Source organism: Thermodesulfatator atlanticus DSM 21156 (assembly GCF_000421585.1).
GTDB classification, from domain to species: domain Bacteria; phylum Desulfobacterota; class Thermodesulfobacteria; order Thermodesulfobacteriales; family Thermodesulfatatoraceae; genus Thermodesulfatator; species Thermodesulfatator atlanticus.
The window spans coordinates 17,565-40,941 of the sequence record NZ_ATXH01000023.1 but is presented as its reverse complement, the minus strand read 5'-3'; the positions used below and the strand labels follow the sequence as shown (position 1 = coordinate 40,941).

Below are 23,377 nucleotides of genomic sequence, written 5' to 3'. Positions count from 1 at the left end.
AGTGAGAAAACCATGCCTGATTAAGAAGGCATTAGGCCCTCTTTAGTGGTATAGATAGCCTATTGCTTGTCCACGAATGAGGATACCTTGTTTGAGATTTTACAAAATTGCCGAGATTAGAGTTGCGGAGCACAAGCTCAAGGAGAGTCGTTCCTATTTTTAGTGCCGAAAAATGGGAACGGATGCTTGAACGGACCTTAAGAAAAGATATTTTGCAAAGGTCTCTTGCCTAAATAAGAAGGTATTGAGACCATAAGTGATCGATGAATAGTGAATCACCAGAAAAATGGAGGGAAATGGTATGTTAGAAACTTTGAGACGCCTCATCCTCTCGCCTTGTGGCACCAGTCTTCTGACGAATAATACCTCAAGTGAAATTAGAAGCTTGGTCTTCAAGTATGCTAATCTAGTCTCTCCTGTTTCTGGCGAAGAAGGAAAGAAGCTTTCAGAACACATAAAAGAGAGAAAAAATTACTTATTAACTAGCAAACCTGAAGAAGCCGCAAAACTTTCAGCAGAAATAAACGGTATTTATCGTATATATAACGAAAATTTAGCTTCAAAACATGATGATATACATATTCTACTTACTACTGATACCTGGCTTGGTAAAGAAACAGCAAAAATGGTAAAAGACTGGCTTGAAAAACAGAGATTTTCCCAGATTCAGGTGTGGGATAATATTGCGGGTTTACGAACTGATAGCCTAGACAATTTTCATTGTGCAATAGCAGAGCTGGTAAAACATATTCACCAAGTTCTTCCTGACTATAAAAGGGCTGGTTATCGAATTATTTTTAACCTCACTGGCGGCTTTAAAAGTATTCAAGGAGTATTACAAACACTTGCTCAGTTTTATGCAGACGAAGCAGTTTATATTTTCGAGTCTAGCGAAGAGTTGTTGCGTATTCCACGCATCCCTATATCACTTGAGGTTGTTACTTCTATAAAAAATGCGCTAAATATTTGGCGCAGATTAGCTTTAGGGCTTCCCGTAAGCAGAGAAGAAATTCAAGCGATTCCTGACAGCTTCTTAATAGAGATAGACTACGAAATTACACTTTCTCCCTGGGGAGAACTGGTGTGGCAACAATCCAAGCGTAAAATCTACGAAGAATGTCTCTGGCCTCCACCTTCAGAAAGAATTTCCTGGACCAGAGAATTTGAAAAAACGGTAAACGAGCTTCCACCTGATAGACGCTATGAAATAAATAAACGCTTGGATGAGCTAGCTCTTCATCTCGAAAAGCCGGAGCATCCTAACCCGGGTTCTCTCAATTGCCATAAGCTCAGAGGGAAGCCCTTGCCTGGTTGCACTCACGAAATTTATGCCTGGAGTGACAGAGACGCTGCTCGTATTTATGGCCGTTGCTTCGGACATGAACGTTTTGAAATAGAAAAATTGGAAAAACATTTATAAAGATTTTTATCCGACAAGGCGTCATATCGAGGCGACTTGTACGCTCGCGCGATCCCTGTCCCTTCGCTTACCGAGATTGCTTCGTTCACTGTGTTCGCTCGCAATGACACTCACCACTCACCATTCGCCACTCGCTGTTCACCACTCGCACATTTTCATGTTGGAGGGAAAGAGCTACCGTTTGAGGGAGAAACTAGGACGTTGACCGCGGGCGGGTCAATTTTATTGGCCGTAGGTGGGTCAAAATCTTTGGCCGTTGACAGTTGAGATCGTAAGAGACTTTCAGCCTGTTGAGTAGTCCGGTAAGCCTGCTGCGGGTCAGATTCAAGCGTTCCTCATTGGAAAATCCTTATGCATAATTTCGGGTTAAAGTTGATTTTAACCGCAGAGGAATTATATTGCATATTGAAAAATAGACATGGAGAATGACACATGAGGGGAGAAAGGATAACTGTTTCCTATACTATCCCAAAAAAACTGGCTACAGGTTTAAAGACCTATGCTGCCGAAAGAGGGGTTCCGGCCAGCCGAGTGGTGGAAGAGATTCTTGCCGAGGGACTTAAGCGTAAACTCAAAGAAGAAATGGACCGCAAGCTTATAAGGGCAAGTGAACTTGAGAAACTGATAGGTATCGTTTCTTGCGGGGGCGACGCTCTTGAGGATTCGGAGGCCGTCTGGGATGAATGAGATTCTTCTGGTGGACACTTCATTTCTGGTGGCACTGGTGGACGGGAAAGACGTCCTGCACGAGAAGGCCAGGAATATTCTGAAGAAAATTGGACATTATGATTTGATGTTCACCGACGTGGTATATACGGAGACCATTTCGGTGTTCTCGAGACGGATATGGGGGAGAAGGACGGTACCGGAAGAGAAAAAGTCGGAAGTTTTCAGGGAGAAAGTCGGACTACTTGACGAATGGATATGGGATCGTCTCTGGTTGTGGTATCCCTTACTGAAGGAGCACATGGGGGAGATCAAGAAGATATGTCTAGAGTCAGGAGGGAAACTCAATTTCAACGACGCCTTTCTGGTTTTCGGGGCGGGTGTGTACGGTGTGGAAAAGATTGTGAGCTTCGATTCAGATTTTGACGGATATATGGAGAGGATCTGGTAAATTGTAAGGGAGTGTCATAGCTAATCCTCCTATTTAGTGATTTTGGTGGATCTCTTAGGAAGACAGTCTGAACCACTCCTTTTTGAAAGGCTCCCTGTCAGATTAAGTCTGAGCTAATGCAGCTATCGTAGTAATTTCCTGAGATCACTTTATCGGCCATGAGGGCCTCCTAGTGATGATGATTTGTTAGGTAAAAAGGCTCCCAATTAATAACAAAAAATGTTTGACAGGGATAACTAAAAATGATACACAGGCTTCTTAATTTAAGGGGGCGGGGATAATGGGGTTAAAAGCGCATGAAAGATACTGTTTTAAAGATATCGCTGGCCGCCCTCTTTCACGATATTGGTAAGTTTGCACAAGAGGCTTTAGCTCTTCCTGCCGGCTACCAAGAAAACAACGCTGATCTTTACCAACCTTTTAGAGATGGTCACCATACTCATGCCCACGCCCTTTATACCGCTGCCTTTATTGAAAAATATAAGTCCATCCTGCCGGAAGAACTGAACGCGCGTGATTGGGGAGAAGGAGAACGCGTTGATTCCTTTATTAACCTTGCGGCCAAGCACCATAAGCCAGAAACTGCTCTTCAGTTCATCATCACTCAGGCCGACAGGCTTAGCAGCGGTTTTGACCGGGCCGAATTTCAAAAAGGCGAAGAGATTGGTATTCGTGAGTACCGGCAGACCAGGCTTTTGCCTATTTTTGAGCGGCTTCTTCGACAAGACAAAAAATTCGACAAGCCTGAAGATTTTGAGTATCGCTATCCCCTTGCGCCCGTCTCCGCGAAAAACATCTTTCCGGTAAAATCAAAAGACCCAAAAAAGCAAGAAGCCAAAGAGGAATATCGCAGGCTTTTCGAAAATTTTGAAAAAGACCTGACTTCCCTTTGCCATAGGAAGCACGTGGAATTGTGGGCGCAACATTTTGACTCTTTACTGCGTATTTATGCCAGCCACATTCCGGCAGCGCGGGTGGGTAAGGTCGTCCATGACGTCTCTCTTTATGACCACCTGCGCACCACCGCGGCCTTAGCCGGGGCCCTTTACCTCTACCATCGCGAAAATGAAAGCCTTAACGAGAAGGCCATAAGTGATGACAACCCGAAAAAATTTTTCCTGGTCTCAGGGGATTTTTACGGCATTCAGCATTTCATCTTCCGCGGCGGCGGAGAGGAGCGTCACCACCGGGCCAAGCTCTTGAGGGGGCGTTCTTTTCTGGTGTCTCTCTTGATGGAGCTTGCTGCGGAAATGCTCTGTGAAAAAATAGGCCTGAGCTTCCTTTCGGTATTTTTCTCCGCTGCGGGTAAGTTTCATCTCCTTGCCCCCAACACGGAAAATGCCAAAAAGGCCATAGGCGAGGTGCGCGAGGAAATAAATCGCTGGCTTTACGAAAACTTTTTTGGGGAATGTGCCATTGGGTTTGCCGTCACAGAGGCCAGCCCTTCTGAGTTTACCGGGGGAAGTTTCGTAAAACTCTGGCAAAGGCACCTTGATAACCTTGAAGAGGCCAAGTTCAACAGGTTTGAGCTTGCGCACTATGGTGGCGTATTTGAAGACTACCTTGATAGCTTTGACAACGAGCTTCCCCAAGCAATTTGTCCGCTCTGTGACACGCGGCCTTCGGCCAAGGAAGTCTTGAACGACGACTACATCAAACGTAGGGGACAAGAAGAAAAGGCTTGCGCTTGTAAGCTCTGTAGGGACCAGGCCTTTTTGGGCACAAAGCTTGTTAAAGGCGAGCGCCTGGCTGTTATCAAAGACGATGCCGGTGATCTTAAAGAGCCACTTTTCGGCCTTTATCAACTAAAATTCCTAAATAGTTGTGCGAAAGAGCTTGCTGACAACAAAAAACTTATTCGTCTTTACGACTTAAACGTAAAAGAAGGCAAGGCCCCTGTTGGGGCTACCTTTTTGCCTATTAACGGCTACGTGCCGGTCTTTAAAAAAGAGGACCAACAGGATGACCGCTATCTCGTAGGCCAGAAAAAAGAAGAAAAAGTTCTTTCTCTCATTGACCAAATAGAGGTAGGAGCTCCGAAGACTTTTTATCATCTGGCGCAGCTTGCCCTGGAACAAAAGCCTGCGGAAGAAAATCCAGAAAAACGCAAGTTCTACGGCCTGCCGGCCCTGGGGGTGCTTAAGGCTGACGTGGATAACCTTGGGGCCATTTTTGGCTGCGGGCTTCCAGAAGGGCTTTTTACCATCTCGCGGCTTTCCACCATGAGTCGCCAGCTAAACAACTTTTTTACGATTTACCTCCCTTATGCCCTGGAACACGAAGAAAACGGCCGTTTTCAAGACGTTTATACGGTCTTTGCCGGCGGTGACGATCTCTTCCTCATCGGCCCGTGGAACAGGGTGCGCGAGCTGGCCCTTTTTTTGCGGGAAAAGTTTGCTGCTTACGTGTGCGAAAACCCGAAACTTCACTTTTCCGCGGGCATAACACTTCACAAGCCTCACGTGCCTGTTGATCTTATGGCCGAAGAGGCAGAAGAGGCCCTGAACCTTGCCAAGGGGTGTAAGGGGAAAAAGGCCATTTCCATGTTTGGCATGGCTGTTAAGTGGCAGGATTTCGAAAACCTTTTTGGAATAGAGCAAACCCTTGCAAACTGGTATAGCCAAAATATTTTCACCCGTCGCGGGCTTTATCGCTTAAACGAACTGGCTGCCCTGGCACAAGAAGAAGCCCTTTTTCTCTCGTCATCTTCTATACCCTGGCACAGGCTTAAGTGTGTAAAGTGGCCGGCTTTTTTGCGCTACTTTCTCGTGCGCATGGTAGAGCGCCAGGTGAAAAATAATTGGCAAGCAACTTATCAACAGGTGGTAGGGAGGCTTTACACCTGGCTTGCTCAGTATCGCGGAAGCTTTGTGCTGGCCCTCTGGCCGCTTCTTTATGAGACGCGTAAACAACGCCTCTAGGAGGGAACCATGGCTTTAGTGGAACAAATCTGGAAAGACAAAGCCAAGGGTGAGGTTAATCCCCTTGCCTTTTCAGCGCTTGCCCAAAAACTGGCGCACCATATAAGCGAAGAAGGTGGTGGGCCTCGAGGACGTAAAAATAAATCTACACAATTACGAAAATATTATGATGTCATTTTTAATCTCAACCAACGAGCTAAAAGTCAACTCGATGAAGCCAAATGGAATGTAATATTAGCTCAATTGCACAAGCAATTAGCATTAGTTCATTATTCTAAAGGACGAGATTTAATAACAGATTCTTTTGTTTCCATGATGGATGAGTTGATTAAGGCCGTTAATAACCAGAAAGATTTGCAGGTAATTACCGATTTTCTTGAGGCCTTTATGGCCTACTACAAAGAATGCCGTCCACGTAATTAATCTAGGAGGCCCAACATGAAACTCGTAGCCATCAAAGAAATAACGGGAAAAATCATCCTTGAAACAGGTCTTCATATCGGCGCAGGAGACATCGAAATGCACATCGGTGGCACAGATAATCCCGTGGTAAAACACCCCTTTACCCACGAGCCATACATCCCTGGCTCTTCCCTTAAAGGCAAAGTACGTTCTCTTCTTGAGCTTAAAAGCGGACTTATTTCAAAAAATGAAGATCCTCGTAAACCTCTATCAGCAAAAATTTTAATGAAAGAACACTTATCTCCAGAGGAGAAACAAAGTGCAGAAAAAATAATTAAACTTTTTGGTGCAAGTGCAGACACTAAAACTAAAGAAGATTTAAATTTGGGCCCCACGCGAGTCTCTTTTAGCGACTGTTTTTTAACTGAAAAATGCCGAGAAAAAGCCCAAAAAGGCGAAATTGTTCTTACCGAGGTCAAGGCGGAAAATTCTATTAATCGCATCACGGGAACAGCGGAAAACCCCCGCTTTACCGAAAGGGTGCCTGCAGGAGTGGAGTTTTGCTTCAGCATTACCCTGAAGGAGTTTGAAGGTGATGAAGGACTTGAGGAGCTTCTATTGGAGGGCCTTAAGCTCCTTGAGTACGACGCCCTTGGCGGCTCTGGCAGCCGTGGCTACGGCCGCATCAAGTTTGAGTTTGATGACAACGAGCTTAAGGAGAAATTTAAGAAGATAAAAGCTTTTAATTAGAGGTTCAAAAATATATGACGAGACCTTTGCAAAATATCTTTTTAAGGCTCGTTTTGGATCCGTTCCCATTTTTCGTTCCGAAAAATGGGAACGGATCCCTTGCGGTTGTGCTTGCATACTGATCTCGGCAATTTTGCAAAGGTCCCATGACCTTAAACCATTATCATGGTGAAAGAGCTTAAGCGACCCAAGCAATCTCAAGAGGAAGTTAACGGGAATTCTGTGGCGGTGATCTGTGGATCCTTCGCTCCGCTGACGCTTCGCTCAGGATGACAGGAAACTGACGCTTCGCTCAGGATGACAAATTACCTCTGTCATTCTGAGGGCGCGTTAGCACCCGAAGAATCCACAGGTTGATTGGCGGATCCTTCGCTTCGCTCAGGATGACAAAAAGAGCGGCTCAGGATGACAAAAAACAGCGTTATTAAAGACTTTTTAACTCGAAGAAGTGGAAATAGCCTATGAAATTTCTCGAAATAATCATTGAACCACTTTCCGCCTTTGGCACTCCCCTGAAGGGAGACACTATCTTCGGGCACTTTTTCTGGCAGCTAATCTACGACCCAGAATTAATCAGCGGCAATCTTTCTCATCTGAAAGACACCTACGGCCACGAGCCCATTGTGGTGTTTTCCTCGGCCTTCCCCCGGCTAAAAGAAGGCTGGCTTATGCCGAGACCTTCTCTTCCTCTTAAGTATTTTCACACAGAAAAAGGCCAGGACTGCTTTGAAACCTTAAGCAAACGCAAAGACCAAAAGAAAAAGAAGTGGATGCTGGTAAAAGAGCTCAAAATAAACCTCGAAAATACAGAGTTTTTAAACGATACCGAGGCAACAGACCTTTTAAGACAGGAAATCGGGGACTATTTTGCCGCGCAGGAAGTAAAAAGTTTTGTAAAAAAACTTGCCCAACCACATAACGCTATCAATCGTAAGACCTTTAGCACCGGCGAAGGATTTGCCCCTTACCAACTTGAAAACTCATGGTTTCTGCCCGAGATGAAACTCAGCGTGTTTGTGCTTTACAGGGAAGAAGTTCTTGATGTTAAACAAATTAAAAAGGCCTTTTTACGCATAGGTCTTACTGGTTTTGGAAGAGACGCCTCAAGTGGGCTGGGCCGCTTCCGCCTAATAAGTATAAAGGAACACCCCCTTCCTGAGCCCCAAAATATGCTCTATACCCTTTCTCCATATGTTCCCCGGGAAAATGAATACGAACGCCTGTGGTATCAGCCTTTTGTCCGTTTTGGCCGCCACGGAAGCTATCTCGTGTTGAGCAAAAACCCTTTTAAAAATCCAATACTTATGGCTGATGAAGGCGCTGTGGTTCAATGCAAAGAACCAAAAGGGCCATACCTTGGCCGGGCCTTAACCGGGCTTTCTAAGGCCGAAAGCAATACCTTAGGCCAGGGCTTTAGTATCGTTTTACCGCTGGAGGGCCTTTGATGCAGACCTTTAAAATAGAGGCACAGGTAGTTTCTCCTCTCCATATCGGGACCGGTGAAGTCTATGAGCCCACGGAGTTTTTCATAGACCCTTCCAGGAGAGAGCTTTGTATCATCGACTTTGAAAAATTTTGCGCGCACTTTTCTGCTTCAGAGCTGCAAAAATTTAAGAAAATATGCTTTGCCGGAACATTACAAAGTTTGCTAAATCTTTACGCTTTTGTTGACCAAACCTGTCTCAACTTTCTCAACCAGGGACTTAGGGATTTTATTGTAAGGCGCATAGAGCTTTGTGAGGGGTTTTTAGAACATTACCGGCGGATGCAGTCACTCACTGGTAAACAATTAGAAAAGGAATTTAATAAATTCACTATCTATCGCACGGCTTTTTCTCCCAATGATAACCAGCCCATCATTCCGGGCTCTTCGGTAAAAGGCGCTTTGCGCACTGCGGTGCTCAACAAAAGGCGCCACAAAGTCCAGGGAAAGTCATACCAGGATTACTGCCGTCAAAATCGCCGAGGAAGAATAAAATGTGAAGCTAAAAAATTAGAACAAGAAATTCTAAATTACGAAAACTTCAAAAATGATCCCTTCCGCTTGATAAAGGTCTCTGACTTTCGCCCCAAAGGCCCGGTAAAGACCAGAATCGTCTATGCGGTAAACCGCAAAAAAGACGGCACTAGTGCCCGCGGGCCTTATCAAATTCTTGAAGTCATCGAGCCCGGGGCGATTTTTGAAGGAGAAATAACTATCCATGATCCTCCTCCCAGAATAAAAACAAAAGATTCTAGAAAAACTTGTCTTATCAGTGCTCCCGTAAGCTTTGAAGAGCTAATCCAGGCAGCAACTGCCTTTTACGGAGGAGAAAGGGACCGGGAGTTTGAAGACCTCTCCCAAATGGGAGCAAGCGTTCCCCTCTTTCCCGAAGAGGGGACTCCTCTCCGGGTCGGGCGTCATAGCGGGGCAGAATGCGTTACCATCGAGGGCTTCCGTCACATCCTGATCCGCGGGAAGGGGAAGAACACCTATCAAGATCATGCCACCACCCTCTGGCTGGCGGGAGAATTTTCCAAGGTCCACAACCCCTCAGGCCTCAAGCCCTTTGGCTGGGTTGTCTTCCATAAACCAGATGCTAAAGGGAGCAAGTCTTCAGGGAAGACTTCTTCAACAAAAGAAACCAAGCCTGGGCTAGACGTCTCTAAACTTGGCAAGCGCTTTAAACTGGTGGTCAAGAAGAAATAGAACTATGTCCTTAGAAAGCTATTGGCACCCCGCAAAAGAGCCTTCTATTCAGTATCACTCTCAGTCTTATACTCTTAGCCTTTAACCGAAGGCGAAGGATCCATGAATCGACCTGTAGATGCTTCGGGCCTTACCACCCTTAGCAGAGGAAAGAGTCACTCGTGTGATAAATACTTTTATAGTGACCTTTGCAGAATTACCGAGAACAGTGTTGAAAGCACGACCGCAAGGATTTTTTGTTTTGAAAAATGGGAACAGATCCTGTTCTCTACAAAGGTCTCATTTCATATATTTTTGTTAAATAATTTATTGACTTGAAAACTCTAGTATCTTAGAATTATTTAAAATAACTATAAGGAGGTCTTAAATGGCTGCTAATATGTATGAAGGAGCGTATATTTGTTCCACCAGCAATTGTGGCTATATGTACATTCCCTCTAAGGGAGACCGCAAGGGAAAAATCCCTCCAGGCACTCCTTTTGAAGAACTCCCAGAGGATTGGCGTTGCCCGGTTTGCGGGGCAAGTAAAAAGGCTTTCCGTCCTATGCAAGAAGTCGAAGAATAAAGCAAATAGGGGGGCTTTTATGAGAATTGAAATAGACAAGCAAATAGTCAAGTTTATTCCTGAAAACGAACAGGAAGAACAAGAACTAAACAAACTCTGGCAATATATCGTCTCTTGTGAAGGCGAAAGCCTGAAACTCACTCCAATTGGGGTTTATATGCCGGGTTCAAGCAAGGAAGCCATGTTCCAGGTGGAAGGGATAAAAATTCCCAAGGGCCAAGCAAGCACACCCCAAGAAAAGATTCGCTACGTGTGCATGGAATGCAATCGTATGGAAGAATTCCCTCGCGGAGAAGCTCCTGTCTGTTGCGGAAAGCCCATGCATCCTATGGATTAAGAAGAAAGGGCGGTTTTCCGCCCTTTCTTACAGCTTTTCAATCCTGGCACAGGCTACTTTGTATTCTGGGGTGTGGACCTCGGTATCAATTCCTGCACTGGTAATCAAATTAGTGAGAGGATCTTCAAAATGAAAATCCATAAAAATAATTCCCGGTCGTACTCTGGTAGTAATGTGAGCCCGTGCGACGATCTCTCCCCTGGGGGTAATTATTTTTATGGGATCTCGTTCCCTAACTTTTAATTTTCTTGCATCTTTGGGATTAATCTCTACCAACTCTTCAGGAAGGGCCTCATAAAGGGCTTCCACTCTTCTTGTCATAGAGCCACAATTGTAGTGCATAAGTCTTCGCCCGGTAATAAGGATTAAGGGATACGAAGACTCGATTTTATCAAGAGAGCTATAGTACTTGGGAATAGCAAAAAAGCCCTTGCCAGAATCCCTTGAAAATTTCTCCTGGAACATAAGCTCTGTGCCCGGGTGATCAAGGTCTGGGACCGGCCAACAAAGGGTTTCCTTTTCAAGTCTTTCATAAGTAATTCCTGCAAAAGAAGGCATAATCCTGCGCATTTCATTAAAAATGTCTTCAGCACAACGGTAGTCCATATGATAACCAAGGCGTTTTGAGACTTCTGCTACGATTTTCCAGTCAGGCCAGGCCTCTCCAGGCGGGTCGATTAGTTTTCGAATACGCTGTACCCGGCGTTCACCATTGTCTGTGGTACCGTCTTTTTCAAAAAGACAGGCTGCCGGAAACACCACGTGGGCGAAATTTGCGGTTACAGGCCAAAATATATCTTGAACCACCAAAAGATCCAAAGAAGACAAAGCATTATGTACTCTTTTTAAGTTTCCGTGGGTAGCTGCCACATCATATCCTATGACATAAAGCGCTTTAACAGAGCCATCCAGAGCAGCCCTATACATCATGGTTTCCGTAAGCCCGGGATTCTCAGGTAAAGGCACTCCCCATATATCGAGAAACTTCTTCTTTACCAGGGGGTCTGCCATCTTTTGGTAGGCTGGAAGGACATAGGGCAAGGCCCCCATGTCACAGGCCCCTTGAACATTGTTTTGTCCCCTCAGGGGCATGGCCCCTGTGCCCGGGCGTCCCACATGCCCGCAAAGCAGAGCCAGGTTAGCAAGGGCCATTGCTCCCTGGCTGCCGCTACGGTGCTCTGTTACTCCAAGCCCCCAAAAAATAAGGGCTTTTTCACTACGCGCATAAAGACGGGCTAGCTGTACTATGTACTCACGACGAACACCGGTTAGTCTTTCTACCCTTTCAAGGGGCCATTCAGAAAGTATGTAATTAGCGTATGCTTCAAAATTTTCAGTACGTTTTTCAATAAATTCCTGGTTACAAAGATTCTCTTTGAGAATCACGTGGGCAATGCCATTGGCCAGGGGAACGTTTGTTCCTGGACGAATAGGAAGCCAAAGCAGGGCCTTTTCCGCAAGCTCTGTCTTTCGGGGATCCACTACTATTAGTTTCATACCCCGCGCAAGGGCCTTTAAAATTCGCCCCCCTATTACAGGATGGGCCTCAGTGGTGTTTGCTCCCCAGAGGATTAAGAGATCAGTGCGTTCTAATTCATCAAAAGGACCTGTAGCTGCACCAGAACCAAAAGTGGCCGCAAGCCCAGCGACCGAAGGTGCGTGTCAGACTCTGGCAGGATTGTCAACATTATGGGTGCCGATAACCGCCCTGGCAAATTTTTGCGCTACATAAGTATCTTCATTGGTGGTACGTGCCGAACATAATACCCCTATCGCATCGGGACCAAATTCATCTTTTATCTTGCGAAGTCTTTCTGCGACAAAGTCAAGGGCTTCCTCCCAGGATACTTCGCGAAAATCCTCATCCCGACTCTCTCGTAAAAGTGGTTTTTTTAAGCGCTCAGGACTCCTATAAAATTGATAGCCAAAGCGACCCTTTACACATAGATCTCCATAATTTGGCGGGCCGGAAGCCGCTCGCATCTCAAGGATGCTTTCGTTCTTAACACTTGCCAAAACATTGCAACCCGTGCCACAATACGGACACACCGTCCTTATCACTTTGGCTTCTTCTCTGACAAAAGGCACCGAAGAGTCTTTTCTGGTAAGGGCACCCGTTGGGCACGCATCAACACAAGCACCACAGGAAACGCAATCTTCGGTAAAGGAAAAATGGATTTCTTCTTCAGGGGTGTCTTGCGCAAAAATCGTAAGTTCTATCCCCCCATACTGGCATACCCGCACACAACGATAACATCCCACGCACTTATTGGAGTCAACTTCGATGAAAAAGTGGTCAGTTTCAAGTTTATATTTGGCGCGTTTGCGCCCCTTGGTTGCCGGAACATTCTCTGCTATGAGAAGATCCCTAAAACTACATTTGTGATAACCCAGACACCCACACTTAAGACATCTTTCTGCTTCTTTACGTGCAGCTTCTTCGCTGAGTGTTTCATAGATTTCCTTAAATGAGTTCTTACGTTCACTTAAAGAAACTTCCCCGGGACGCTCCCGAGGAATCACGGGAAAGTCTGCGTAAAAGTCAAGGTCCATATCTTCAAAGCGCCTTCCCCGGTTAAAATCAAACTTGACCGTGACCGCACTTTTTTTAGTGGGTTGTTTTTCTTCACGGAGATACTTATCGATGTTTTCAGCAGCGCGTCTGCCAGAAGCCACCGCCTGGATAACGGTCTTGGGCCCAGAGACAAAATCACCACCAGCCCAAATCCCGGGGATATTGGTTGCCTGGGTGCCTGTGGCAACTTTGATAATACCCTTGGGATTTACCGCTAGCTTTGCTTCTATTTTTCCGTATTTTTTGAATTCAATGTCTGGTTCCTCACCCCAGGCCCGTACCACAAAATCGTACTCGAATTCTTTTTCTGTACCGGGCACTGGTTCGACTTTTCTTGCTTTTGACTTTTCAGGTGAAGAAAGGCGCGTTCTAGCGATCAGGACTCTGTATTTTTCGCCTTCTTTTGCAATACGAAGGGGTTGCGCCATGAGAAACAAATGTACCCCTTCTTTTTCAGCCTCAAGCACTTCTCTTTGGGGAGCCGGCATTTCCATGCGCGAACGCGGATAAACCAGCGTTACATCTGCCCCCAAACGCAAAAGGCTGCGGGCAACATCAATTGCGGTATAACCTCCCCCAAGCACCAGCACTTTTTTCCCAACCTTAGGAATATCGCCACTGTTTAATTGGTAAAGAACTGACAACCCGGTGACGGTATGTTCTTCACCCGGGAAGTTAGTGCTACGGCACTTGTAAGAACCTATGGCCAGGAAAACCGCGCTGAAGCCTTCGTTAAAAAGGTCCTCAATCGCAAAGTCATAACCCCAGCGTTTTCCAGTGCGCAGCTCAACGCCTAACTCAAGGATTTGATCTATCTCAAGGCGCAAGATGTCTTTTGGAATCTTATAATCTGGGTACGCCCAGCGCGGCATACCACCTGGTTCATCCCGCGCTTCAAAGATGGTGACATCGTGGCCTTTTAAGCGCAAAAAATAAGCGCACGTCAAACCCGCTGGTCCAGCCCCAACAATAGCAACTTTTTTGCCTGTGGAAGGTGAAATTTCAGGCTTTACGGTTTTATTCTTTAAACCCCAATCAGCTACGAAACGCTTAAGGTTATTTATACCTACAGGTACATCAACCAAGGCCCTACGACAGCGGGGCTCACAAAAACGAGGACACACCCGACCAACCAGGGCAGGGAGAGGAAGTTTTTCTTTGATAAGACTCAGGGCAGAAGCGTATTCACCTCTGGCAATAAAGGCGATATAGCCCTGAATATTTATCCCCCCTGGACAGGGCCCATGACACGGGGCCTTACAATCCCCATAGTGGTTGGCAACCAGGGCCTCGAGTTTCTGGCGACGAATGTTTTTTATCGTTTCGGTGTCGGTTTTAATCCGCAGGCCCTCTTCTGGCTTGGTGGCACAGGCCCGTACAATACCCCTTCCTTCGATTTCTACCACACACATACCACAGGGCACCGGGGGTTCAGAAAGCCCTTTAACATAGCAAAGGCTCGGAATCTCAATTCCTGAAGCCCTCAAAACCTCAAGTAAATTTTCCGCCTCTTGAGGAATATTTATCGCCTCGTCATTAACCCATATCTTCATTTGGCCTCCCCCTGCCCTTTTGCCTACAAGGCAGGATTTTAAAGTTCTAGCCAGGACTCAGAGAAGATAGTCTTTCCGAGCAAGACCCGTGCGGTCTTATAAATCTCGAGTTCTTTGGGTGAAAGGGTTGCAGGATCAGGTTCGTCGCCGTCCATCATATCGTGCACCAGTTTTACCCACTCTGGGTGTTTTCCTTTGGCAATTTCAACAAGCTCCTGGTCGTATATGTTAAGGATTGCGGAATAGATGTTGTATTTCATGAGCATCATCAGATAAACCCGGTCAAGATAAGGCCGCAGGTGCTTGGGAACCCCGTTAGAAACGTTGGAAAGACCAATGGTGCTCTTACACCCTGGGGCAATGTCAGAAAGCATGGCCAGGAAATTAAGCCCTTCAAGAATCTGGTCTGCACCAAGGGTGATAGGAGTGCCGATGGGATCAACCCAGATCTTTTCGTTGGGGATACCGGCTTCGTTAAGCGCCATAATCAAATCAACAGCCATAGCCGCCCTTTCGTTGGCATCACGCGGCATCCCTTCAGGACCCCACAAAAGAGCCACCACGTCACAACCAACCTCAGCGGCAAAGGGTATAAGCTTTTCCATGCGCTCAGGCTGGGCAGAAATAGAATTCATAAGCACCTTACTGGGATCCTTAGCGGCCTTAATACCTGCTATCATGGCTTCAGGGTTAGTAGTATCAAGGGAAAGCGGTGTATCTACTACTTCCTGAACTGTCTTTACAATCCAGGCAGCAAGGTCTGGACCGTCTTTTTTGGCAGGCCCAATGTTCAAATCAAGATAATCAGCGCCAAGCTCTGTCTCTTCCTTGGCCATTTTTTGGATTGGCTCAGGGTTGCGCTCCCGCATTGCCGGACCAATAGTCTTTGACATAATGTTGATGGACTCAGCAATACAAACCACTGTCTGACTCATATTTCCTCCTCCTCTAAAGTGTTTTTCATACGAAGTAAAAGCTGCCGCATAAGTTCTGCGTATTTATTGAGCGGGAAATAACATTCTATCATATCGTATTATTTTGGGATCCGTTCCCATTTTTCGAAACGAAAAATAGGAACGGATCCTTAAGGTCTCTTTTTTTAAGTCATAATCCATTTATCCATGCTCAGGGACTTAGGCTGCTTTCCATTCCTTTAAAAATGAAGGAAGACCACTTGCCTCGCGCGGGCCAATGATGATTTCCCAGTCAGGAAGCTCTTCTTCAAGCTCCCCTTTTATCCCCGCAAGATAGCCCGGAATAATAAGCTTTCGGTGTTTCACTTTTTCAGCAATGCCGCATTTTTTTACAAAATCCGCAATGGTATCAGCACCAAACTTTCCTGCAGCCCAGGCCGTGAGCACTGAAAGGCCTTCGGTGTCCTTGATGAGCATCCAGGTGGGGACCCTGCTTCCCTCCACTTCGCCAGAAACAATAAAGTAGGTAAGGGCAAAGTTGCAGGTGATGATAACTGGAGAATTTTCGTCTGGCCCGTTTAACGGATAAATGCCCTCTTCCACCACCAAAGGCCGCTGCGGGTCGGTAAAGATGTTCATTCTTTCCACCATAAGCGGGAAGAGAAGATCCGGCCTGAAGTCTGAGAGCATAATCATCCCCGCATATTTAGCCACCAACACCGAGGCAATCATGTATTCCAGGACAATGTTATCCGTGTAACGGTAAGGAAAAGTAATGCTTGGGAAACCAAAGGGCTTGTAGCGCTTTTTAATGGCCGCACGCCTCATAATAACCTGGTCTTCATAAAGCTCACGCACACCTCGTGGGCCTGTATCAAGAACAATGTCTTTGATGCCTGCTTTCATTAGTTCTTCAGATATGCGCGAGGCCTCAGCCAAAGAATCAGCTTTTACCCCCACGGGAAAGCCAACCTCTTTGGCAAGCTCAGCCATTTCTTTCAGGTTATCAAGGGTGACACCGTAAAGAAGGGCCTTGTATTCACCACATTCCTTGGCCCCGGCGGCAAGAACCTCTTTCTTCTCGCTCATCAAGACAAGGACGGCTTCAGGAGCAGCTTCGCGAATTTTTTTGACTGAAGCCGCAAATTTTGCCGCATCACCATCAACATCTTCTACTGCTATAACCTCAGGCCTGAGCTCCACCCCGACCCTTTCCCAGCGGTATTTTTTGAACTTTTCAATCCTTGCGTCTATCTCGGCTTCGTCCATGTTGGTGCGCACCAGAATGCCGATAGCAGGTGGATGTTCAAAGCGTTTTTCGTGCCTGAAAAGCACAGTCTCGCCACCTATGGCAAGGACGTTTTCGCCGCTTCCAAGCTTTACCGTACGAATAGGTGGAGCTGAAGCCTCAGCTATCTTTTCCTTGGCTTCTTCTGAAACGTAGGGACAAGCTGCTATATCTGCCTGCCCAGCTGCTACCTTCATGGCAAAAGCAAGACAAGTAGGAAAACCACATTCCTTACAGTTCTTTTTAGGAAGCATGCCAAGAATCTGAATGCCAGTGAGTCCCATCTTCTACCCCTCTCTTTTCTTTTTTACGCTACATAAGTGGTGGCAATTCTTTTACCGGGTGCCCCACCTTTTCGATCCACTCAAGGACCTCTTCTTCGGTATTAGCCACGGTTTCATCGGCTATCTTGTCGATAAGATCGGGAATACCGAGTTCTTCGGCGCGGGCCTTAAGTTTGTCTTTAAGCTCTTCTTTAAGATTTTTAGGCATCCATACCACCCGCTTAAGACCTCCCTCAGCAATCAAGAACTTGCGCGAGGTAATATAATGTTTGGAAACACCCATGAACCCAGGAGTAACCTGACCACCACCAACCATCCCGGCCATGGTGGTGAATTTCATCCCCGAGGGAGTAAGACCTAGATAATCGCGGTTCACTATCATGATACCGTTACAGGTGGGGAGCATGGCTGCGATACACTCAAAGCATCCGCAAGCCGTCATGGGATCAACCATGATGCTATAAAGGCTTACCCTTTCTACCTTTCCGCGAGAGGCCTGCTTAACGTATTCGTTTATCCCGCTATATTGCCCGAGGCGTTCGTCAATGAGCTCGCCTTTTTCAATAGGTTGATTCGGGCCAGTGGGGTTAATCTCATAGCAGGCCTTGCCATCAAGCCAGTTATACGCCCCGCACATGCCAATCCGTTCAGGAGTGATCACACAGACATGGCTTGGCGCAAAGCTCTGGCAAAGCGTGCAGGAATAGTAAACATCAACACTTTCGTCCGTCATGCCCGCAATCTTTTCGTCACGACGGGCATAGACCTGCTTGGCAAGCTCAAGAATCTCCTTAACTTTTTCTTCTTCGGTGTAGATGGTTACCTGACATTTATCCACGATAGCACCGAATTCCTGGCGCAGTTTAGCGTAAAGGATCTCCCCGATATGGCGAAAGAGAAAGCCCTTTTCCACGGCAGCCTTACTTATGCGCAACCACATGATATTTCGCTGCCCAACGTGCATGATGCCCTGGGCATAGTTAATTAGGTGGTGGAACTGACGCTCAAGGATGGCCTCAAAATCCTCTTGCATATTAGCCCCGGCCACTTCTACCAGGACCGCAAAAGGAAGGCGGTAAGGTGGCCCTTCAAGGCCAAGCTTTTCAACTTCGTTAATCTCCGGACCAATGACTTCGATTTTTCCGTCTTCGACTTCATCAACGGACTTGGTTACCAAAAGCTCTACGGCAGGGGTGCGGCCACCACCACATTCAAGGTAAAGATCCCCTTTACGCACGCGCTCACCCTCAAAGGCCGGAGCATAAGCCACCGGGATATCTAGCTTCACCGCCGTGACTTTGAGCCCTCTTACCTCAAGGGCTCTATCAACCATCTCTTCGTACGGAACTTTGGAAACAACGTGTTCGTAGGTGCAAACACCCCAGGGCTTGATCTCTGGAATATCCCAATCAGAAATGGTGGGAAACCCCCAGTTGATAGCACCCGCCGCATTGGCATACCATTCGTCAGAAACAGGCCCAAAGGCCAGCACAAAGGCAAAAGTCCTGTCTTTGTTGTAAAGAAGGTTACCCATGTAATCACCAGGTTTTATGCCACCAAAGGCAAGGGCCACACGGCAGGCAAAACCAATAGCAAAAACCACCGAACTGGTATAAGGACCAAAAGGTATTAGGCGTGTAGGCCAGCCGAGCTGGACATTCAATTCTTTTAACTGCTCGGCCATGCGCACCCCGCCGGTGTCTGAATGCATAAAGACGTAGAGGTTTTTCTCAAGGAGTTCATGGGCAATTTTTTGTGCTATTTCTTTGTCAGGTGGCGCCCCAAGGCAAGCTGCAAAACCAGGAGCAGTACCATCCACAAACTCAACGCCCCTCTTACGAAAGATGACGTCATCAGCGGCCCCAAGCCAGATGTTGTCTTCCAAAGGCTCTTCGGTTTTGGTGTAAAAATTTGGGTTTTCCAGATAGCGAATAGCTTCAATGATTTCCTCGGCGAAAAAGGTCGCCACGCCGGCATCAAGGGCGGGCCCCAGATACGGCAGCCACATGTGTTCACTTGGCACCGGAGGCAAAAGCCTTTTGGCCTCTTCAAGCACCTCCTGACAATCTCCAAGTTTTTTCACCGGATATCCCAGCATGGAATAGATAATGGGGAGGTAATAAGCCGTGTTCGGAAATCCTATTTCCTGGTCTTTCCCGAATTTCTTTACGGCTTCTTCATATTTAGCAAGCGCTTCTTCAACGATTTTATGAGCGCCTCTAATTGCTGCCGTGGCAATAATCTTCGACATCCAAAACCCCCTTAATTTTTATTGGGCCATAAGGCCTTTGATAATTTTCTGGGTAACTTCTATGGCTTTAGGATGCCTCATCACAAGGAAATCTCCCCCAGCCATAAGAAGAGAAATGGCCGTGATGGCCTCAAGGGCTATGCCGCGCACTTCCTGCTCGCCGATGATTTCGTCGGTGGGAAGCCCTGCTTCTTTGGTCTTCCAGACTTCGCGGCCTACGTTGATGACAAAAGGCACCTGGAGCTTATCGTCTCCGGCATAAAGTGCGGCAAGTCTGATGCGCTCCATTACTGAATAGGTATATTCAAGCCCGTAACCCACCGCTCCAACAGAGGGGTCCATGCCAATGCGATCAAGAGGCACCCCTACGTTTTCAAGCAAGATGTTGAGCTGTTTAGCAAGGTTAACATCAATGGGGCTTGAGGCGATAAGGGCGTAGCCATATCCCATGGCCGTAGCCCCAAGGGCCCTGTGATTCGTATCTACCACCGGGCCAACCATGACGTTTTTGGCGCCAAGCACATTGGCCACTTCTCTGATGACTTCAACGTCTTTTTCAGGAGAGCCAGAACCCCAGATAACCAGGGGCACATCTACCGCCTTGGCCACCTTTTCAACCACCTTGGCCGCATGATCAGGACCAAGGTTAAGAAAATTGGGATCCGTTCCAACAAGATAGACGTTGATCGCCTCAGCACCATAAACCTCAACGCATTTTTTGGCCCAGGCACCAGGATCATCAAAAACATCTGAAAAATATTTGGCCAGGGACTCAGGCCAGTCCTCAGGCTTAACGTCTAATACTTCCATGGCCACCCGCGGCGGGTTTTTCATCTCACCTTCAAAAAGATGGAAGGGTAAAACATTAGTCCCTCCAAAGGCTATCTTCTTGTCTCCGTCCCCAAGAGTTACCTCTTTGATCCAGGCAGTGCCTGGCTCTTTGTATATATCTTCAGGGATCCCCGCGGCACGCTCAGAAACATCCCGATACTCGGTGCCAAGATCTGGAAAAACGAAAAGCTCAGAGACCTCCGGGGCCTCTGCCACAGGCCTTGCCGCTTCTGCCGGCTTAGCTTCTTCTGGTTTAGTTTCTTCTGGCTTTGGCTCGGCAACTGGCGGCTTTTCTCGCTCAGCCTGTAAGGCCTTTATCTTTTCAAGGCCTTCTTTGGCCTGCCCTTCCTCAGGATTTAAGGCAAGGACTTCCTTAAAAAGCTTTTCTGCTTCATCAAGCTCTTGAGCCTCAAGTTTTTCTTGGGCCTTTTTAACTAACCCAGCTATCTTCAGCTCTTTTTCGATATCTGGAATACGGGTCTTGGCAAGTTCGTTTTCAGGCTCAAGGGAAAGAACCTGCTTATAAAGGGAAAGGGCCTTCTCTAGATCTTTTCCCTCCTCAGCGGCCTTGGCAGCAGAAAGAAGATCGGCAACTTTTTTCGCCTTTTCTTCTTCTTTGGAAACAGCTGGTGCTTCAGGTGGTGCTGGTTTTTCCTCAGGCGCTACTTCAGGGGCTTTGCCACCAAGAAGAAGGCGCTCAAGGCTCGCAAGCCCGTCATGAAGCATGTTCACCCCGTCACGCAGGGCCTCAAGGCTGCTATGTAAAGATGAAAACACCTGTTTGAGGGCCTCAACAGGCACCTCCACCTTAGGAGGCACTTCCTCTGGGACTTCAGCGGGAGCCTCTTCGGCGGCCTTTTCCGGAACAATCTCCACAGGCCTTTCCACCCGCGGGGGCTTGACTTCTTCAGCCAGAGGCCGTGGATGAAGCCCAGCACGCTTTACAATCTCTGGCACGGCTTCTTCCCATTCAATGGCCATGATATGAACACCAGCAATACCTGGGATCTCGCGGCATGCTTCGATTATTTCGACTGCTATTTTTATGCCTTCTTCCCGGGCGTCCTTAGCATCTTTAAGGCGTTTAAGGATCTCATCAGGCACATCAAGCCCTGGGACAAAATGCTTCATATACCGCGCCATACCAAAAGATTTGGGCGGGGTAATACCTGCCAGGATAAAAATCTTTTCTGTTAAGCCCATGTCCCTTGCCATTTCCATAAACTTGCGGAAACGCTCAAGGTTATAGACGATCTGGGTCTGGATGAACTGCGCCCCGGCAGCCATCTTCTTGGCAAGCCTTTGTACGCGGAACTCAAAGGGATCTGCAAAGGGGTTCTCCGCAGCCCCTAAAAAGAACGCTGGAGCCTTTCCTTTTATCTCTTCGCCACATTGGAATTTTTTCTCGTCGCGCATGCGACGCACCATGTCAAGCAACTGGATAGAATCCAGGTCAAAAACACCCTTGGCCTCAGGATGATTGCCAAATTTAGGGTGGTCTCCCGTAAGACAGAGGAGATTTCGCATCCCAAGGGCTGAAGCCCCAAGGAGATCTGCCTGTATGCCAATGCGGTTGCGGTCACGGCAGGTCATCTGAATGACAGGCTCAACTCCTTCTTCGCGCACCAAAACCCCAGAGGCAATAGAGGACATGCGCACGATAGCAGTCTGACAATCGGTGATATTGGCCGCATCTACAAAGCCGCAGATAATACGGGCTTTTTTCCGCACCACATCGCCATCAGCGCTTTTGGGAGGCCCTATTTCACAGGTAACAGCAAAATGGCCTTCTTTAAGGACTTTTTCCAAGTGGCTTATGTATTTCTTTTCCTCGCTCACCTGCTCCTCCTGGTTAAGCTTTTTTGTTGTTTATCTGGAGATCTGGGCGTACCCTCCTACGCGGGCCGCCATATCCTGCAGGGATCCAGTTCTTGGCTGGCCAAATCTTTGTAAGCCGATCAAGCTCCCCCCGTGCCTTAAGCCTATCGTAGACTTCTTGCCATACACAGGGAGTATCAGGGTTGATCTCACATTTGCCATTTTGAGAACCACCACACGGGCCGTTTAGTAAGTTTTTGGCGCAACGGGCAATGGGACAAATCCCCCCGGTCAGATCAATGATGCAGTCGCCACAGCCCCTGCATTTTTCCTCCCACTCACCAAGGGCAGGGTTAGCCCCGTAAAAAGTGGTATCCACCCCGGGATAAATCTTAAGATCCGGATACAAATCCGCACAGAGATTCACCCCTACCCCACAGGCTAAAGACACCACCGCTTCTACTTTTTCTTTGAGTTCAGCAAGGGGTTTTAAATACTCAGGATCACACTGCCTGACATAAGTTTCTTCAATGGTCTCAAGGGGTTTGCCCTGCTTTTTACGGGCAAGCCTTAAGGCCGAAGCGAGAGTTTCTACTTCTCGGTCTCCTCCAGCAGAACAAATCGCCACACACCCCCTGCAACCCAAGACCGCTATTTTTTGATATGGTTCAATCATTTGCAGAATACGCTCAATAGGCTTTCTTTCAGCAATAATCATACTTATCCTCTCTAACTCTTAGTTTTTAAAATGATTTCAAAAAGTTTTTTTACTTCTTCGATAAAGGCCCCGGTATCAAGGCGAGGTACAAAGGCCATCTGCACCACTTGAGGATTAAAGCCTATCTCTTTGAGAAGCTCACGGGCGGCCTCTACGCGCTTTGCTGCGCGAAGGCTACCTGTGCGATTATGACAGGAATTGCGCTCACACCCAGCCACCAGAACACCCTCAGCGTCGTCTTCAAAAGCCCGCAAAATATCAACCACTTCAATACGTCCTGAACACGGAAAACGCTTTATATGGATCTCTGCCGGAATATCTGCAAGCTCTTCCGGCATGGCTTCGTTAGTATAATGGCAACAAAGTACACAAAGCTTCATCTTAGACATCCTGGCCTCCTAAGGACGCGGCCATTTCCGGCGACGGATTAAGCTCAATAGCCCGAGCAGGGCACTCCACCACACAAATACCACACGCCCTACATTTTTCCGGATCAATAACCGCATAACCATCAGGCACAATAGCTGGTGCTGAAAAAGGACAATCCCTGACACAGGTCAAACAGGCTATACATTTTTCGGGATTAACGCGCGCAAGCCTTCCCGCCTTAAACCGCATCTCAAGCGCAAACTCAGGGTCCTTTTCCGCAACCAAGGCCTTTAACGCCTTGATTACTTCCATGGGCTTAACATCCATGGGGCAAACGGGGATACAGGAACCGCACCCTGAGCACTTCCAGATGGTATCGTCTGCCAGAAGCTTTTCTTTAAGCCCTAAAAGAAGGGCATGCACAATGACCCGTGGATCGAAATCCTGAGCGACTTTTTCAACCGGACATATGCCAGAACAAGCCCCGCAGCGAAAACACTGGGTAAAATATTCCGGGGCTTCGTGTTGCCTGATTTCTTCTATCAGCGATGCATCTTTTTTAAGCTCAAGCATCC

The 23,377-nt window shown here is 47.2% G+C and carries 18 protein-coding genes and 1 pseudogene; 10 read left to right on the top strand and 9 right to left on the bottom strand.

Features of this window, described 5'->3' with window-relative positions; genetic code table 11:
• The first annotated feature begins 301 nt into the window (after nucleotides 1-301).
• From H528_RS0109290 to H528_RS0109245, 10 genes are all read left to right on the top strand, one after another.
• The gene (locus tag H528_RS0109290; RefSeq protein ID WP_022854043.1) at nucleotides 302-1,420 is read left to right on the top strand and encodes a putative CRISPR-associated protein; all 1,119 of its coding nucleotides are present in this window, start codon (nucleotides 302-304) and stop codon (nucleotides 1,418-1,420) included.
• Between the two features lie 432 nt (nucleotides 1,421-1,852).
• Nucleotides 1,853-2,107 (top strand): hypothetical protein, encoded by a 255-nt coding sequence (locus tag H528_RS0109285; protein ID WP_022854042.1) that lies wholly within the window; start codon nucleotides 1,853-1,855, stop codon nucleotides 2,105-2,107.
• Nucleotides 2,100-2,537, top strand: coding sequence for a type II toxin-antitoxin system VapC family toxin (locus H528_RS0109280; RefSeq protein WP_022854041.1), 438 nt, complete (start codon nucleotides 2,100-2,102; stop codon nucleotides 2,535-2,537). Before H528_RS0109285 ends, H528_RS0109280 begins: the two co-directional genes overlap by 8 nt.
• Nucleotides 2,538-2,833: 296 nt before the next feature.
• Complete coding sequence (gene cas10, locus H528_RS0109275) at nucleotides 2,834-5,458, top strand: type III-A CRISPR-associated protein Cas10/Csm1 (protein WP_022854040.1); 2,625 nt, start codon at nucleotides 2,834-2,836, stop codon at nucleotides 5,456-5,458.
• Between the two features lie 9 nt (nucleotides 5,459-5,467).
• A complete protein-coding gene (gene csm2 / locus H528_RS0109270; RefSeq protein WP_022854039.1) occupies nucleotides 5,468-5,881 on the top strand; it encodes a type III-A CRISPR-associated protein Csm2 in 414 nt (137 codons plus the stop codon).
• Nucleotides 5,882-5,896: 15 nt separating this feature from the next.
• Complete coding sequence (gene csm3 / locus H528_RS0109265) at nucleotides 5,897-6,610, top strand: type III-A CRISPR-associated RAMP protein Csm3 (RefSeq protein WP_022854038.1); 714 nt, start codon at nucleotides 5,897-5,899, stop codon at nucleotides 6,608-6,610.
• 461 nt (nucleotides 6,611-7,071) lie between these two features.
• On the top strand, nucleotides 7,072-8,055 hold the full coding sequence (gene csm4, locus H528_RS0109260) for a type III-A CRISPR-associated RAMP protein Csm4 (RefSeq protein ID WP_022854037.1): 984 nt from the start codon (nucleotides 7,072-7,074) through the stop codon (nucleotides 8,053-8,055).
• On the top strand, nucleotides 8,055-9,299 hold the full coding sequence (gene csm5 / locus H528_RS0109255) for a type III-A CRISPR-associated RAMP protein Csm5 (protein ID WP_022854036.1): 1,245 nt from the start codon (nucleotides 8,055-8,057) through the stop codon (nucleotides 9,297-9,299). Before csm4 ends, csm5 begins: the two co-directional genes overlap by 1 nt.
• Nucleotides 9,300-9,666: 367 nt before the next feature.
• Nucleotides 9,667-9,864, top strand: coding sequence for a rubredoxin (locus tag H528_RS0109250; protein ID WP_028845886.1), 198 nt, complete (start codon nucleotides 9,667-9,669; stop codon nucleotides 9,862-9,864).
• A gap of 19 nt (nucleotides 9,865-9,883) precedes the next feature.
• Nucleotides 9,884-10,201, top strand: a complete 318-nt coding sequence (locus H528_RS0109245; RefSeq protein ID WP_022854035.1) for a hypothetical protein — start codon at nucleotides 9,884-9,886, stop codon at nucleotides 10,199-10,201.
• Nucleotides 10,202-10,228: 27 nt separating this feature from the next.
• Here H528_RS0109245 and fdhF read toward each other — a convergent pair whose 3' ends face one another.
• The 9 genes and pseudogenes from fdhF to H528_RS0109195 all read right to left on the bottom strand — a co-directional run bounded on the left by fdhF (nucleotide 10,229) and on the right by H528_RS0109195 (nucleotide 23,375).
• The gene (fdhF, locus tag H528_RS0109235; protein ID WP_342664972.1) at nucleotides 10,229-13,747 is read right to left on the bottom strand and encodes a formate dehydrogenase subunit alpha; all 3,519 of its coding nucleotides are present in this window, start codon (nucleotides 13,745-13,747) and stop codon (nucleotides 10,229-10,231) included.
• Nucleotides 13,748-13,804: 57 nt separating this feature from the next.
• A pseudogene (locus H528_RS14845) lies at nucleotides 13,805-14,329 on the bottom strand (2Fe-2S iron-sulfur cluster-binding protein); the annotation flags it as partial.
• A gap of 38 nt (nucleotides 14,330-14,367) precedes the next feature.
• The gene (locus tag H528_RS0109230; RefSeq protein ID WP_022854034.1) at nucleotides 14,368-15,264 is read right to left on the bottom strand and encodes a dihydropteroate synthase; all 897 of its coding nucleotides are present in this window, start codon (nucleotides 15,262-15,264) and stop codon (nucleotides 14,368-14,370) included.
• Nucleotides 15,265-15,462: 198 nt separating this feature from the next.
• The gene (acsC, locus tag H528_RS0109225; RefSeq protein ID WP_022854033.1) at nucleotides 15,463-16,815 is read right to left on the bottom strand and encodes an acetyl-CoA decarbonylase/synthase complex subunit gamma; all 1,353 of its coding nucleotides are present in this window, start codon (nucleotides 16,813-16,815) and stop codon (nucleotides 15,463-15,465) included.
• A gap of 28 nt (nucleotides 16,816-16,843) precedes the next feature.
• Nucleotides 16,844-19,066, bottom strand: coding sequence for an acetyl-CoA decarbonylase/synthase complex subunit alpha/beta (gene acsB, locus H528_RS0109220; RefSeq protein ID WP_022854032.1), 2,223 nt, complete (start codon nucleotides 19,064-19,066; stop codon nucleotides 16,844-16,846).
• Nucleotides 19,067-19,084: 18 nt separating this feature from the next.
• Nucleotides 19,085-21,736 (bottom strand): acetyl-CoA decarbonylase/synthase complex subunit delta, encoded by a 2,652-nt coding sequence (locus H528_RS14730; protein ID WP_022854031.1) that lies wholly within the window; start codon nucleotides 21,734-21,736, stop codon nucleotides 19,085-19,087.
• 13 nt (nucleotides 21,737-21,749) lie between these two features.
• Entirely contained in the window at nucleotides 21,750-22,433 is a 684-nt protein-coding gene (locus H528_RS0109205) for a methylenetetrahydrofolate reductase C-terminal domain-containing protein (protein ID WP_022854030.1), read from the bottom strand.
• An 11-nt stretch (nucleotides 22,434-22,444) separates the two neighbouring features.
• Nucleotides 22,445-22,822, bottom strand: coding sequence for a hydrogenase iron-sulfur subunit (locus H528_RS13360; protein WP_022854029.1), 378 nt, complete (start codon nucleotides 22,820-22,822; stop codon nucleotides 22,445-22,447).
• A complete protein-coding gene (locus H528_RS0109195; protein WP_022854028.1) occupies nucleotides 22,815-23,375 on the bottom strand; it encodes a 4Fe-4S binding protein in 561 nt (186 codons plus the stop codon). The genes H528_RS13360 and H528_RS0109195 overlap by 8 nt, the downstream gene beginning before the upstream one ends.
• Between the last annotated feature and the right edge of the window lie 2 nt (nucleotides 23,376-23,377).